This is a genomic window from Brevundimonas sp. GW821-FHT10E09, assembly GCF_058809375.1.
On the sequence record NZ_JBXASO010000017.1, the window covers coordinates 1 to 14,492 of the forward strand.

The window sequence follows — 14,492 nt, forward strand, 5'->3', positions numbered from 1 at the left end:
CGTCCATCCCGAACCTCAAAAGGGGGTCCCTATTGCACGCCGATAGGGGGTCCCTTTTAGACGCCGATTGACAGCCGACGAGCCGGTGCGGCGCCGTCAGACGACCGCGCCCGCCGCCCTGTCGGCGCCGCAACAGGCGCGCCCCGACGTCGCGGCGCTGGAGGACATCGTCGTCACCGCGCGGCGGATGGAAGAGCGGATCATCGACGTGCCGGTGGCGGTCTCGGCCTTCTCGGCCGAACAGCTGGACGAGCGCAAGATCGAGGGCGGGGCCGAACTGCTGCGCGTGGTGCCCAACGTCAACTTCTCCAAGGACAATTTCACCGGCTATAATTTCTCCATCCGCGGCATCGGGGCCAAGGTGCTGGCCACCACCGCCGATCCGGGCGTGGCCGTGTCGTTCAACAACACCGCCCTGCTCAGAAACCGCCTGTTCGAGCAGGAGTATTTCGACGTCCAGCGGCTCGAGGTGCTGCGCGGGCCGCAGGGCACCCTGTACGGCCGCAACGCCACCGCCGGGGTCGTGAATCTGCCCCCCAACCTGCCCGAACTGGAGCAGTTCTCGATGGACGCCCAGTGGGAGGTCGGCAACCACGACAGCCGTCGCGCCAGGGGCATGATCAACATTCCGGTGGGCGACACCCTGGCGGTCCGCGGCGCCTTCGCCGTGACCCAGCGAGACGGCTTCGACTACAACACCGTCACCGACCAAAACGTCAACGGCCGCGACCTGTGGTCGACGCGCGTGGGCGTGCTGTGGGAACCGACCGAGAACTTCCGCGCCAACTTCCTGTGGGAGCGGTTCCGCGAGGATGATGACCGCGCCCGCACCGGCAAGATGCTGTGCACGCGTGGGGAAACGCCGGAGAGCCTGGCCTGGACGGCTCCGGACGGCACGGCCCAAACCACGCCGATCTTCTCCTACTGGAGCAGCACGACTCTGACTGCCGGCTGCACGCCGTCATCGCTTTATGATGACAAGGCTTTTGGCGTGCCGGACGGTCGCGGCTTCCCGCTGACCGCCGCCATCATCAACTTCACCGGCGTGTTCGTGAACCCGGTCTGGACCGGCGGCGGCCGCCCGCCGAGGGGATATACCAGCTCTGCATCCAACGGTTGGGACGGGACCTATCTGTTGCCGCTGTATGTCGACCCGTTCGGCGTCGAGGGCAATCGTCAGTCACCTGACCTGCGCACCATCTCGACGGGATACGATCCGAAGTTCCAGGCCGAGAACGACATCTTCCAGCTCAATCTGGAATGGGACCTGACGCCGGGCCTGACCCTGCATTCCCAGACGCTGTACATGGAGGATTCCTACTCTGGCTTCCAGGACTTTTTCCGCACCTACGCCACGGGCCAGATGTACCGGTATGAGACCCCGGGCCTGGTTCATGGCCTGCCCCGGACGGTCGCCCCGACCTGGGCGCCGTGGATCGGCGAATCCTCGGCCGAGGTGGGGACGGTCTACTCCATGGCCTGGACCGGTCAGGGTATCTGCGGGCCGCTGCCCGACTGCGGGATCCCCTCCGGCGGCGTCTTCCTGGATCCGCAACTGGGCGCCACCGACCGTTTCATGGCCCTGGACCTGAGCCAGGCCGAAAGCACCCAATGGTCGCAGGAATTCCGCTTGCAGTCCGACTGGGATGGGCCGTTCAACTTCAACCTCGGCGCCAACTGGTTGAGGTACAAGACGGAAGAGAACTACTGGGTCTTCTCGAACGTCTTTTCCATGATGGCGGTCCAGCAGAACGGCGGCAGCCCCGTCACATCGGGCAATTTCGACCGGTACTGCAATCTTACGCCCCAGGGCCAGGCGGGCGTCGACGCAGGGACGCTGGATCCTCATACCTGCGCCTATATCGACAACACGCCCCTGAACGACATCATCAACGGTCAGGGCGGAGACGGCCACAACTACATCCGCAGCACCAGCATCAGCCAGACCGAGTCCTGGGCCGTGTTCGGCGAGGGCTACTGGAGCGTGCGTGACGACCTGCGGCTGACCCTGGGCCTGCGCTTCACCGACGACACCAAGACCATCACCCCCGTGCCGACGCAGTTGCTGGCGTCGACGCCCCACGTCTACAAACCCGATGCCACCGGCCTAGTTGGGCGTGGCTATCCCCGCTATCCGGATGAGGAGATGCACTGGGGCGAATGGACCGGTCGGGCGGCCATCGACTGGAAGCCGGACCTGTCGTTCACCAACGATACCCTGATCTATGCCTCCTTCTCGCGGGGCTACAAGGGCGGCGGCGGCAATCCGCGCGACAGGGACTACAATCCCAATCTGGTCAATGTGCCCAGCCTGCCGTCCCGATACGATCCCGAGTTCGTCAATGCCTATGAGATCGGCACGAAGAACAGCCTCGCGGGCGGCAGGCTGGTGTTCAACGCCACCGGCTTCTTCTACGACTACCGGGACTATCAGGTCGCCCAGCTGATCGAGCGGGCGATCCACAACGAGAATTTCGACGCCCACATCTGGGGCGCGGAGTTCGAGACCGCCTGGGCGCCGACCCGGAACTTTCGCCTCGACGCCACCGTGGGACTGCTGAGAACGCGCATCGGCGACGGCGAGGAATCCGTCGATGTCATGAACCGCACCCAGGGCAATCCCGACTGGGTGGTCATCAAACCCTGGCCGGGCAGCCCTTCGACCTGCATCGTCCCGGCGGACGTCGTCGGTCGCCTCATCAACCGGAATGATGAGGTCGGTACGACGTTCCCGAACCTGCTGGGGAGTCTTTCTCTCCGGACGCTCTGCCCGGACCGCCAGTTGATCAATAGCTGGGTGCCCGGGTCGGGATCGCAGTTCAACTACGCCGACGGCTGGACCGATGCATGGCAGGCTCTGGAGCCGCTGTCCTACAATCCGTTCGACGCCCCTAACGGCGGGCGGGGCTTCTCGGCCGACCTGTCGGGCAATGAACTGCCCAACGCCCCACGCTGGACCTTCAACATCGGCGCCCAGTACCGGATCGAGCTGCCGGCCGGCTGGGACCTGATGCTGCGAGGCGACTACTACCGCCAGGCGGACAGCTGGATGAGGGTCTATAATCTGCGGCCGTACGACCGGCTGGAGGGTTGGGGAAACGCCAACCTGTCGATGACCCTGACCAACCGGACCTCCGACCTGGTGGTCCAGGCCTATGTGAAGAACGTCCTTGACGACACCCCCATCACCGACGGCTTCACCGGGCCCGACGACCTGGGCAACGCCACCAACGTCTTCACCCTCGACCCGCGGATCATAGGAGTATCGGTCAAGAAATCGTTCTGAGGAAAAGTTTCACTGTGAATTGATTTTGGCGCCGGACTTCTCAGCAGTCCGGCGCCTCGTCGTGTCCAATTTTATGTATTGAATGTAGTCTATTCGATTTCATCAAGATGAAGCCTGATTGTCGCAATCTAAATCTAAGGTTGATTTGTCGCCAAACGGCGATGGAGCTCCAAATGGAAAGTGCGTTTTCTATCAACCCTAGAAAAGGACTTCGACCATGACTCATCTGTACAAGGCGGCTGCGGCCGCCGTCGCCTCGCTGGCCCTGATGGCCGGCGCCTCGGCCGCTTCGGCCCAGACCCTGGGTTTCAACCAGGCCGGTCAGGCCGTCACCGCCAGCGGCCAACTGATCCAGAACGTCTCTTATCCGGGCGTCATCCAAACGACCTGCAACGTCAGCATCTACGGTACGGTGGCCGCAGACGGCAAAAGCATCGTCTTTGACGACTACGATGGCGTTCAGGCCCCCGGCGACGGCGGCAATCTCGCCTGCGGCGATTCGCTGGAATTCCCGATCAAGGTGACGGCCTCGGCCGCCAACCAGATCAACCTGGATCAGTTCAAAGTTGGTACCCGTGGCGGTCCGTGCAACGCCACGAACTATAAGATGGCCTATGCCGGCAACACCGCCACCTTCGACGGTGCGTATTTCGGCAGCCCCGCCATCTGCCGCGCCTCCGGCAGCCTGACCCTGACCCGTGACTCCAACGGCGCCGCGGTCAACATCGTCACCCTGCCCTAAAAGGCTGACGTCCGACTTGAAGCAAGGCGCGCGTCCCTCGTCGCGCCTTGCTTCTCCCTCTCCAACTGATGAGGCTTGGCCCTGACGGCGTCCGATTCGGACAACGCACGGGAAACCCGGGCGGCGCAGAAGAGGACCTCGACGTGGCTGGTCTGGCGTTCGTTCTCCTGACCTTTTCGACCGCCGGGCTTGCGCCGCAGTCGGCGGCCCCGGACGCGATCCCGCCCGTCGTGCTGGACGATGTCGAGGTTCTGGCCCAGCGAGGACGCGCCCTGGTCGCCCCCGAGCGGGAGCTGGACGGGGCCCAGATCGACGCCCTGGGCGCCTATGACATCGGCGAGGCGATCCGGCGTCTCAGCGAAGACTACGCCTTGGGCGAGGCGCCGATGATCGTCGTCAACGGCCGGCGCATGGCCGACCCCGGCGTCTTCTCCGGCTTTCCGCCCGACGCCCTGGTGCGGATCGAGGTGCTGCCGCCCGAGGCGGCGGGCCTGTACGGCGCGGGCGATCCCGCGCGTCGGGTGGTCAACATCGTGCTGCAGCGCCGTTTCGCCAGCCGCGACGGCCGGGCCGAACTGAGCCGCCCCACCGCCGGCGGGACGTCGCGCGCCGCGCTGGACCTGCGGCGGTCCTCCATCATCGAAACCCGCACGAGCCAGTTTGGCCTGAAGGCGGACCGGACGACGGCCCTGCGCGCGGGCGAGCGCGACCTGACGCGGGATCCGGCGCCGGGGGGCGATGCGGCCACCCTGCGGCCGGCCTCCGAAAACTACGCCGCCGACCTGGTCCAGACCGGGGCGTTCGGCGACTGGTCCGCCAGTCTGAGAGCCAACGCGCGGGCTCAGGAGAGCCGGACCGTCTCGGTGCGCGACGGGGAGCCGGCCGAGAGCCGGCGAAGCCATCAGGGCCTCAGCCTGACGGGCGGGCTGAACGGCGCACTGGCGGGCTGGTCGACCCAGGTCATGCTGAGCAGCCTGTGGTCGCGGGGCGAGCAGTCCGGCCTTTCGCCGTCCCAGTCCGAACAGCAGTCGATCTCGGCCAACCTGGAGTTGGGCCGTCCCCTGCTCGACCTGCCTGCCGGCCCGGTGAGCGTCAACCTGTCGGGGCAGGCGTCGCGCGCCCGCTCGGTCGTCGAACGTCCGCAGGGGGACCAAACCTCGACCGGGCGAACGCTCGGCCTGAACGGCGGGGTGTCGATGCCCCTGGCGCGGCGATCGGCCGACGGGGACGACGGCCTGTGGGGCGATCTGCTGATGACCCTGGGCGCCGACCTGAGCGAGAGCGATTCCGGCCGGGGCGAGGGGCTGAACGCCGCCCTGTCGTGGACGCCGCTGTCTGCCTTGAGGTTCAACGCCAGCCTTTCCAGCGCCCGGCGCACCGTCCCCGACCTCCAGCGCTTCGAGCCCGAGTATTATGGCGAACCCGTCGTGGTGTTCGATTTCGTCAGAGGGGAGTCGGTCGAGGTGCTGCCGATCCTGGGCGGCGATCCCGGCCTTCGCCCGCCCCGCTCCGACCACCTGATGCTGTCGGCGGCGGCGGGCCCCTTCACCGCCCTGGCGCTGCAGGGCGGCGTGAATTTCGAACGGGCGGAGGCGGTGGACGACATCGGCGCCCTGCCGGCGCCGACGCCCCAGCTGGAGGCGGCCTTTCCGGAGCGGTTCCAGCGGGACGCCTCGGGCCGGCTGGTCAGCATCGACCAGCGGCCCCTCAACATCCGCTCGGCGCTGAGCGAAAGCCTGAGCAGCAGTCTGACGGCCAACGTGCCGCTGGGGGGCGAGGGCGCAAGGCGGGGCGTGCTGCGCGTGACGCTGAACCACAGCTGGCGATTGACGAACCGGACGACGATCCATGAGGCCTTGCCGGAGCTGGATCGGCTGGCCGGCGACGGGGGGGGGCGTGTCGCGTCAGTCTCTGGGCCTGTCGATCGATGCGCGGCGAGAGCGATGGGGCGTCAACATCGGCGCCCGCTGGCGGGACGGATATCGCTTCAGGCGGGATTTCGGACGCGACGGCCCGGACGATCTGCGCATTGCGCCGTTCAGCGCCGTCAATCTCAAGCTGACACGCAAGTTCGAGCGCGCCATCGCCGGTCGGGATGAGGAGACGCGGCGCGGCGTCGGTCTTCAAGTGGAGCTGGAAATCGCCAACCTGTTCGACGCCCGCCCCAAGGCGCGCCTGGGCGACGGACGCCCTGCGCCAGGCTATGGACGGGATGATCAGGATCCGCTGGGACGCACGGTTCAACTGAGCCTGAAGCGCCGATTTTGAGGCGGGTGGTCGATGTCGCCCGATATCAGGCTGAATGTCGGGGTTCGATCCCCCCAACCCGCTTCAGGCGCCCGCCCGCGTCTTGAGGATCAGCGCCGAGGCGCCGAACGCAGCCTGGCCGAACGGCCAGCGCCGCCGCGTTCCGCACTGAAACGGCACAGGTAGCGGCGGAACAGTTCGCCCTGTTGGTAGGCGGTCTCTTTCGTGGTCGTGTCGCCGGTCACGGCCGCTTCGCCGTCATCGCCCAGCAAGCGCCAGTTCCACAGGCCGGGGCGGACCTCGGCCAGATGCAGGGCGAAATCGGTGTGTTGCGCGGCCATGCCTGATCCGTCCCAAAGCGAGAAGCTGGTCCGGCGTGACGCAATTTGGCGGCCACCCGTGGATCAGCTCAGGTCGGGGGCGGGGCGGCCGCCCGGTTCAGCGCGGGGCGCGCTTGGCCAGGATGCGTTGCAGGGTGCGGCGGTGCATGCCCAGGCGACGCGCGGTCTCCGAGACATTGTGGTCGCACAGTTCATAGACGCGCTGGATATGTTCCCAGCGCACCCGGTCGGCGCTCATCGGATTGTCCGGCGGCTCGGGCGCCTCGTCGGCCGTGGCCAGCAGGGCCTTGACTACGTCGTCGGCGTCGGCGGGCTTGGACAGATAGTCGACGGCCCCGGCCTTGACCGCCGCCACGGCCGTGGCGATGGCGCCGTAGCCGGTCAGCATGACGATGCGGGCGTCCGCGCGCCGGTCGCGCACCGCCTCGACGACCTTCAGGCCGTTGCCGTCCTCCAGCCGCATGTCCAGCACGGCGAAGGCCGGGGCCTTGTCGCGCAGCAACCGGGTGGCCTCGGCGACGGACTCGGCGGTCGTCACCTCGAAGCCGCGCGCCTCCAGCGCCCGCCCCATTCGGGTGCGCAGGGCCTGGTCGTCGTCCAGCAGCAGCAGGGACTTGTCGGGCAGGGCGGCGATACGGGCGTCTATCTCGGGCATGGGTCTCTCCTGCCGGTTCAAGTCGGGGCGGGGCGGGTCGGGGTCAAGGCCAAGGTTCAACCCTGCGACTCTTCGACCCAATACGCAGGTTGGGCGGGACTGGACCCTTTCAGGCCGCCACCTCCAGGGCCGGGCGCGCCCACCGCACCGCCACGCGGGCGCCGCGCGCAGGGCTGCGGGCGTCGGAGGGGACTTCGGGCCGCGGCAGACCCTGGCCGACGCTGACCACGCCCCCGGTCCGCTCCAGCAGGGTGCGGGCGATGAAGAAGCCCAGACCCATGCCGCCCTGGCTGGGGGCGATGGGCGTCTCGGCCCCGGTGTTGCGCCGCCGGGACGTGGCGGCGGCGATCTGGGCGGCCAGGGCCAGGCGCGCCTTGCCCTGGGGGCGGCTGGTCACATAGGGCTCGCCCAGCCGGGGCAGGATGTCGCTGGCGAAGCCGGGGCCGTCGTCCAGGATGGCGATCTCGATCCAGCCGGCGTCGACCAGGGCCTGGACCCGCACGGTGGAGGCGGCGAAATCGGCGGCGTTCTCGACCAGGGTCGACAGGCCGTGGACCACCTCGGGCATCCGGCGCACGCGCGGGGCGGGCTGGCCGGGCGGGGTCTTGACCAGAACCTCGAAGTTCAGATCAAACCCCCGATGCGGCTCAACCACCTCCTCCAGCAGGGCCTTCAGCGCCACATCGGCATACAGGGCGTCGTCGCCCTCGGGCTGTTGCGACAACTGGGTCAGTATGCCCCGGCACCGCTCGGCCTGTTGCAGGATCAGGGCGGCGTCCTCGGCCGCGTCGCTGTCGGGGGCCGAGGCGCGCTGAAGCTCCTTGGCCACCACCTGGATGGTCGCCAGCGGCGTGCCCAGCTCGTGCGCCGCCGCCGCCGCCAGCCCGCCCAGGGCCGCCAGCCTCTGCTCACGCTGCAGCACGTCCTGGGTCGTGGCCAGGGCCAGTTCCAGCTTCTCGGCGTCGGCCGCCACCCGCCAGGCGTAGCCGGCGGTGAACACCACTCCCGTCACCAGGGCCATGGCCATGCCGAGCCGATAGAGCAGGGGCAGGTGGAAATTCTCGTGGGCGCGCCAGGGCAGGGGCTCGGACCAGAAGAACAGCACCCCGACCGCGATCAGGGCCAGCAGGCCCAGCAACAGGGCCTGGCGCGCGGGCAGGGCCGCCGCGGCGATCGTCACCGGCGCCACCAGCAGCAGGCAGAAGGGGTTCTCCAGCCCGCCGGTCAGGCCCAGCAGCAGGCCCAGCTGGAAGATGTCGAACCCCAGATGGACGGCCGTGGTTCGCCCGTCCGGCAGGCTGGCCTCCAGTCGTCTCACCCGCGCCATGGCCCCGACATTGACCGCCGCGCTGACGGCGATGACGATCAGGCAGGGCCACAAGGGCAGTGGGAAGTGCAGGCCCTGCGACGCCGTCAATATGGCCACGCTCTGGCCCAGGATCGTCAGCCAGCGCAGGACGATCAGGGTCCGCAGCGAAAAGCCGCGCCCCCGCCGCGGCGCCTCGCGCCAACCCGCTTCGGACAGGCCGGCGTCGGCCAAGGAAGCGCCGGACAGACTCCCCTCTGAAGGGGCCGGGGGCGCATGCGGCGCGATGCGGTCTTCTGTCGAGGTCACGGGCCTTCTATAGACCGGGTCTGAGGTTTTCGTCAGAGGTCGTCATGCCGCGTCGTTCCATCCTGCTGTTCGCAGGCGCCTGTATCGCCATCGCCGCCGCCCTGGCCATCGTCACCGTGGTGGTGGTGTCAGGCCGTGGCCCGGCGGCTGGCGAGGTCTCCTCCACTGGCCAGCCCCTGGTCGGCGGCGACTTCCAGCTGGTGAACCAGGACGGGGCGCCCGTCGATCAGACGATGCTGAACGGCAAATGGAGCCTGGTCTTCTTCGGCTTCACCTACTGCCCCGAATTTTGCCCCACCACCCTGGCCGAACTGGGCGCGGTGCAGCAGCGGCTGGGCGACAAGGCCGACAACCTCCAGATCGTCTTCGTCAGCATCGACCCCGAACGCGACACGCCCCGGCAGCTGAAGGACTATCTGTCCTCCGACGGCTTCCCCAAGGGGACCATCGGCCTGACAGGCACGCCGGAACAGGTCGCCCAGGCGGCCAAGGCCTATCGCGCCTATTACGAGAAGGTCGGCGAGGGCGAGGGTTACACGATGAACCACTCGCTGACCGTCTATCTGATGGGCCCTGACGGCAAGTTCCGCACCGCCGTCGCCTATGGCCTGGGTCCGGACAAGGCGACCAAGATCATCGAAGACGCGATGGCGCGGGGTTAACCCCGCTCCTTGGTCTTGGTGAAGGCCACCTTGGGAAAGCGTTCGCCGACATAGCCGGTCTCCCAGCTGGACTTGGCCAGGAAGACCGGGGCCTGGTCGATGTCGCGGGCCATCTGGGGGCGGTATTTGCCGCTGAAGTCCTCGATGTCCGCGTCGGTTCCCCCCGAAGCTGGAGTGACCCAGCGCGCCTCGGCGTAGGGGGACGGCTCGAAGATGACGTCCAGGCCGTATTCCTCGCCCAGGCGGTCGGCCATGACCTCGAACTGCAGCTGGCCCACGGCGCCGACGATGAAGTCGGACCCGATCTCGGGCCGGAACAACTGGGTCACGCCTTCTTCGGCGAGGCCTTCCAGCGCCTTCTTCAGGTGTTTGGCCTTCAGCGGATCCTTGACCCGCACCCGTTGCAGGATTTCCGGCGCGAAGTTCGGCAGGCCGGCGAACCGCACCACCCCGCTCTCCGACAGGCTGTCGCCGACGCGCAGCACGCCATGGTTCGGGATGCCGATCACGTCGCCGGCGAAGGCGTCGTCGGCCAGTTCGCGGTCGCTGGCGAAGAACATGATCGGCGCATTGACCGACAGGGACTTGCCGGTGTTCTGCACCTTCAGCTTCATGCCGCGCTTGAAGGCGCCCGAGGCCATGCGGAACATGGCGATCCGGTCGCGGTGGTTGGGGTCCATATTGGCCTGGACCTTGAAGACGAAGCCGGTGACCTCGTCGGCGCCGGGCTCGACGACGGTATCGACGGGGGCGGGGGCGTTGCGGGTCTCGGGCGGGGATTCCTTCCTGGCCTTCATCACCTTGGGCGCCGGGGCCCAGTCGCCGATGGCCTTCAGCAGTTCGTCGATGCCGAAATGGCGCAGGGCCGACCCCCACAGCACCGGCGTCATATGGCCCTCCAGGAAGGCCTGACGGTCAAAGGCCGGATAGCCGCCCTCGACCAGTTCGACGGCCTCGGCCAGGGCGTCCTGCTCGCCCGCCTCGAAATACTGGGCCGCCTGGTCCAGGGGCAGGGCTGCGGGGTGTTCGGGATCCTCGGCCGAACCGGCGATCTTGCGGGTATAGGGCTGGAAGCGGCCGGTCCCGACCTCGACCATGCCGCGCAGACGATTGCCGCTCTCGGCCGGCCACCAGATGGGGGCCGGGTCGAGTTGCAGCCGCGATGCGATGTCGTCCAGCAGCGTCATCGGGTCCTGGGCCTCGCGGTCCAGCTTGTTGATGAAGGTGATGATCGGGATGTCGCGCAGGCGGCAGACCTCGAACAGTTTCAGCGTCTGCGGCTCGATCCCCTTGGCGGCGTCCAGCACCATGATGGCGCAGTCGGCGGCGGTCAGTGTGCGATAGGTGTCTTCGGAGAAGTCCTCGTGGCCCGGCGTGTCGAGCAGGTTGAACATCTTGCCGTCGTGCTCGAACGTCATGACCGAGGCGCTGACTGAGATGCCGCGCTCCTTCTCGATCTTCATCCAGTCGGACCGGGTCCGCCGGTTCTCGCCCCGCGCCCGCACGGCCCCGGCCGCGCGAATGGCGCCGCCGGCCAGCAGGATGTGCTCGGTCAGGGTCGTCTTGCCCGCATCCGGGTGGGCGATGATGGCGAAGGTCCGGCGCCTCGCCGCTTCGGCGGCGAGAGTCCTTGAAGACTTGGCCGCTTCCTCGGGCAGTGTCAGTGTCATGGCGCGCGACTAGCGCGCCCGGGCGTGAAAGTCACTCGCTGGCGGGCGCCGGAGGCGATTCAGGGCTGTCTTCCGATGGAGACTCGGGCTGGGAGACTGTCGCGCCGTCAAGCGGCTCCTCCAGCGTGGGCGATGGCTCCCCGCCCTCGAGCGCGGCGATCATCCGCGCCGCCATGTCCGACGCACCGCCGCCGTGCGGATTATTCGCCAGGGGTTTAAGCAGCCTGACCGCGTCTTCCTTTTCGTCGGTTTCGATCAAGGCGGCGGCGTAGCTCAGGCGGACCTCGGCCAGTTGCGGCGCCCGTTCAAAGGCGAGGCCCAGCGTCAGCATGTCGTTCTCATTGGGATAGCCGGGCGCGCCGCTACGCATTTCGCTGATCAGCATCAGCGTCCGATAGTCGTTGTCGGCGGCGGCGTAGGCGCGGCTCAGATAGGTTCTTGCCTCGCGCTTCAGCGCCATGCTCTCGGCGGCGTCCTCGACGTCGCGTGCGCGACGCAGGCGTTCCTGGGCCAGGAACTGCAAGGCCTCGACGTTGTCGGGTTCGAGCTCGATCAGCCGTTGCAGGGCGCGTTCTCCAGCCGGGCGGTCGCCGAAATGCATGCCGGCGTGACCGGCGGCCAGCAAGGCCAGCGGGTCGTCGCCGTGGCGGGCGGCGATGCTCGCCACCTCCTGCCCCAGGGCGGCCCGATCCTCGTCCTCCACGCCGATTTTCAGTCTCTGGTTGATCAGCAGCAGGTCGTTCGCCGAACGGGGCAGGCGGGTTACGGTTATGTCCGCAGGCGGGAAGTCGCCCGTGATGACCCGCACGACCAGCGATCTTTGGTTCAGATATCGACGCAGGGCGGTGCGCAACTCACCCATGGTCATGCCGGTTGCGGTCTCCATGGCCTCCACAGGATCGCCGCCGTTGCCGACTGAGGTCAGATAGGCGCTCAACTGCTGAAGACGCGCGGGATCGCTGAAGAACCAATGGGTCAGCAACCAGGCGACCGGATAATAGGTTTCGCGATAGCTGCTGCGCGTAATCTCCGCCGGCCGCGACCGCAACAGCATCTCCAGTGGGATCCAACTGCCGTTGAACAGCCAATAGGCCCGGTTTTCGCTATAGCCGCCCACCTGAATCTTGCCGCCGTCGATGTCGGCGGTCATGTAGTATTCGGCGAAACCTTCGACGAACCAGCCGGGATAGGCGGCCGACATGCTGCCCAACATGAAATGGTGGACGTATTCATGGAGCAGGATTTCGTCGTTCTCGCCGCGGATGGCCACCGCGAATATGTCTTCGGATGTCGGGAAATAGGTGCCCACGACATTCTGTGGGGTGGAGGGGTGCACTCGCAGCAGACCGGACCTGGAGTTCACCAGATAGATGGGCAGTTTGCGGGCCGGCGCCTCGTTCATCGGAAAGCCTGACCGATAGCGCATGACCCGGTCGAAGGTTTCCAGCTTCTGGACGTACTCCCTGAGCGAACGCTCGCTGCCCTCGCTATAGACGATGAAGCGTTCGCTTTCCGCCTTCTGCCAATCCGCACGCGCCGTTGTCGCCGTCAGAGTGAGCGCCGCTAAGGCGACCGCCAGTACGGCGCCCAGTCCGGATATCCTCATGGCCTGCTCCTCGTCCCCGCCGAACGGGACTGATTAGTCCCGTCTCCCCCGACCTTCGATTTGTCGCAAAGGTTGTGCGGAATCGTAAAGAGCCGTGTGCATGTCGCGCGAAGAATCCTGCTCTCTGCGCGCGATTTGCGCCACATCAAATAACCCCTCGCCATAAGGGGCTATTGGAGTCATTGTCGGGTCTGAGGAGACGATCAGGCCGTCAGAGCCCGGCGCTTCTCTCCCGGATCGATCCGGGACCATAGGGAAAGGAAATGACGATGGCTGTTATCCATCCTGAGGACCGCGCCGTCGGTCTCGACCGTTCGAAATTCGAGCGCCCGCACAGGCTGCACCCCGCTTTCGGACTGGTGATCGGCTTCGGCTTCATCTTCGCCGCAGCGGCCGTCGTCCACGCCTTGTTCACGGCGTTCTGAAGGCGCGACGACATTTGGCGCGGCCGTTTGACCGGTCGCTTCACGGAATAAACAGGCGTCTGGGGACCCGCCTCAGACGATGAGCAGAGACGGTCAGGCGGCCAGACGGTTCCACACGGCGCGATCCGCCGCGATCGCGTCCAGTCGGCGGCCCTTCTCCTGCAACTGCCTCATCACCACGTCGGGCAGGGTGCAGAAGCGCGGCTCGACCAGGTCGGGATTGCAGGCGGCTGTCGGCGCGGCGAACAGGGCGGCGTTGACCTCGGGGCTGCGCTCGGCGATCAGCCAGGCCAGACGGCGCGCCCGACCGGGATCGTTGCGGTGCAGCAGCGGATCCTCGGCGAACAGTTCGCAGCCCAGTTCCAGCACATAGTCGAAGCCCAGCTTCTCGAACCGGCGCGCGTCGGCGGGCGTGACCGGACAGGCCTCGTCCAGGTCGAACACGACGTCGTTCAGAAGAAACAGCATGGGCGAGACGCTTCTTGCGATCCGGACGGGAGGTCGTCCGTACACACAGCCTTACGCCCCAGTCGCTTGCGGTCCCGTTCACGGACGCGGTTAAGCCTTTCTGACCGGGCGATCCGGGAATTCTACGAAACGCCCACCAATCCGACCGCCAGATTCACCGCCAGGGCCAGGATCACCGTGTTGAAAACAAAGGCGGTCAGGCTGTGCACGGTCGACAGTCGACGGATGCCCCGATCGGCGATCTGGACGTCGGCCGTCTGGGACGCCACCCCGATGATCAGGGCGAAATGCAGAAAGTCCCAATAGTCGGGCTCGGTTTCGCCGGGGAAGATCAGGCCGCCCCGGTCCTTGCCGTGGTCGCCGTGCTGATAGAAGGCGTGGGCGTAGTGCAGGGTGAAGATCAGGTGGATGAAGGTCCACGACAGGGTCACGGTCCCCAGGGCCAGCAGACCAAGGATCGGCGAGCCGCCAGCCTGCACCGCCTCGCCGACGACCACCACGATACTGGCCACCGCCGCCAGCAGGCTGAGAGGCAGCACGGCGCCGCCGGTCTGGTCCAGGGCCGCCGCGCGCCTGCGAATGGCGTTGGCGTCCTGGACCAGGGCCATACGGGTCAGGGTGGCGGCGATAAAGACTGCGACCCCCGCGATCCAGCCATAGGCCATCCGGGTCAAAGCGCTTTCACCGGCCGGGATCAGCAGGGCGACCAGGATCACCACACCCAGGCTGGAAAACAGAACGCCGTACAGGCGCAGCGTGCGAAACAGACTCATGG

At 67.1% G+C, this 14,492-nt stretch carries 13 protein-coding genes; 6 read left to right on the top strand and 7 right to left on the bottom strand.

The features are described 5' to 3' along the window. The first annotated feature begins 67 nt into the window (after positions 1-67). The 4 genes from AC1RSI_RS14495 (at position 68) to AC1RSI_RS14510 (ending at position 6,296) form a co-directional block, all read left to right on the top strand. Positions 68-3,286: a TonB-dependent receptor gene (locus AC1RSI_RS14495; RefSeq protein ID WP_291753721.1), complete on the top strand. Its 3,219-nt coding sequence runs from the start codon at positions 68-70 to the stop codon at positions 3,284-3,286. Positions 3,287-3,503: 217 nt separating this feature from the next. After that, a complete protein-coding gene (locus AC1RSI_RS14500) occupies positions 3,504-4,028 on the top strand; it encodes a PraA/PraB family alkane oxidation protein activator (RefSeq protein WP_008262642.1) in 525 nt (174 codons plus the stop codon). Between the two features lie 143 nt (positions 4,029-4,171). Continuing rightward, positions 4,172-6,127 (top strand): TonB-dependent receptor, encoded by a 1,956-nt coding sequence (locus tag AC1RSI_RS14505; protein ID WP_492322699.1) that lies wholly within the window; start codon positions 4,172-4,174, stop codon positions 6,125-6,127. 28 nt (positions 6,128-6,155) lie between these two features. Continuing rightward, positions 6,156-6,296 (top strand): hypothetical protein, encoded by a 141-nt coding sequence (locus AC1RSI_RS14510; protein ID WP_492322698.1) that lies wholly within the window; start codon positions 6,156-6,158, stop codon positions 6,294-6,296. Positions 6,297-6,385: 89 nt separating this feature from the next. Here the strand turns inward: AC1RSI_RS14510 and AC1RSI_RS14515 are convergent, their stop codons facing one another. The 3 genes from AC1RSI_RS14515 to AC1RSI_RS14525 form a co-directional block, all read right to left on the bottom strand. Then, positions 6,386-6,616: a hypothetical protein gene (locus AC1RSI_RS14515; protein ID WP_035307488.1), complete on the bottom strand. Its 231-nt coding sequence runs from the start codon at positions 6,614-6,616 to the stop codon at positions 6,386-6,388. Between the two features lie 97 nt (positions 6,617-6,713). After that, positions 6,714-7,271: an ActR/PrrA/RegA family redox response regulator transcription factor gene (locus AC1RSI_RS14520; protein WP_035307519.1), complete on the bottom strand. Its 558-nt coding sequence runs from the start codon at positions 7,269-7,271 to the stop codon at positions 6,714-6,716. A gap of 109 nt (positions 7,272-7,380) precedes the next feature. Continuing rightward, positions 7,381-8,886 carry an ActS/PrrB/RegB family redox-sensitive histidine kinase gene (locus tag AC1RSI_RS14525; protein WP_447941410.1) on the bottom strand — a complete coding sequence of 502 codons (1,506 nt, stop codon included), beginning with the start codon at positions 8,884-8,886 and terminating at the stop codon, positions 7,381-7,383. A gap of 44 nt (positions 8,887-8,930) precedes the next feature. Between AC1RSI_RS14525 and AC1RSI_RS14530 the strand changes: the two genes are divergently transcribed. After that, positions 8,931-9,548 (top strand): SCO family protein, encoded by a 618-nt coding sequence (locus AC1RSI_RS14530; RefSeq protein ID WP_035311141.1) that lies wholly within the window; start codon positions 8,931-8,933, stop codon positions 9,546-9,548. Here the strand turns inward: AC1RSI_RS14530 and AC1RSI_RS14535 are convergent. Together AC1RSI_RS14535 and AC1RSI_RS14540 are read right to left on the bottom strand one after the other, a co-directional pair. After that, positions 9,545-11,218 carry a peptide chain release factor 3 gene (locus AC1RSI_RS14535; RefSeq protein WP_008263012.1) on the bottom strand — a complete coding sequence of 558 codons (1,674 nt, stop codon included), beginning with the start codon at positions 11,216-11,218 and terminating at the stop codon, positions 9,545-9,547. The genes AC1RSI_RS14530 and AC1RSI_RS14535 overlap by 4 nt on opposite strands. Positions 11,219-11,249: 31 nt before the next feature. Continuing rightward, on the bottom strand, positions 11,250-12,824 hold the full coding sequence (locus AC1RSI_RS14540) for a tetratricopeptide repeat protein (RefSeq protein WP_154725797.1): 1,575 nt from the start codon (positions 12,822-12,824) through the stop codon (positions 11,250-11,252). Between the two features lie 263 nt (positions 12,825-13,087). Here AC1RSI_RS14540 and AC1RSI_RS14545 point away from each other — a divergent pair, with 263 nt between their 5' ends. Then, positions 13,088-13,249 carry a hypothetical protein gene (locus AC1RSI_RS14545; protein ID WP_008261793.1) on the top strand — a complete coding sequence of 54 codons (162 nt, stop codon included), beginning with the start codon at positions 13,088-13,090 and terminating at the stop codon, positions 13,247-13,249. Positions 13,250-13,342: 93 nt separating this feature from the next. On the opposite strand, the gene AC1RSI_RS14550 is transcribed toward AC1RSI_RS14545, so the two are convergent. Both AC1RSI_RS14550 and AC1RSI_RS14555 read right to left on the bottom strand, forming a co-directional pair. Next, complete coding sequence (locus AC1RSI_RS14550) at positions 13,343-13,717, bottom strand: hypothetical protein (protein WP_008262635.1); 375 nt, start codon at positions 13,715-13,717, stop codon at positions 13,343-13,345. A gap of 122 nt (positions 13,718-13,839) precedes the next feature. Next, positions 13,840-14,490, bottom strand: a complete 651-nt coding sequence (locus AC1RSI_RS14555) for a DUF1345 domain-containing protein (protein WP_154725798.1) — start codon at positions 14,488-14,490, stop codon at positions 13,840-13,842. Positions 14,491-14,492: the final 2 nt, after the last annotated feature.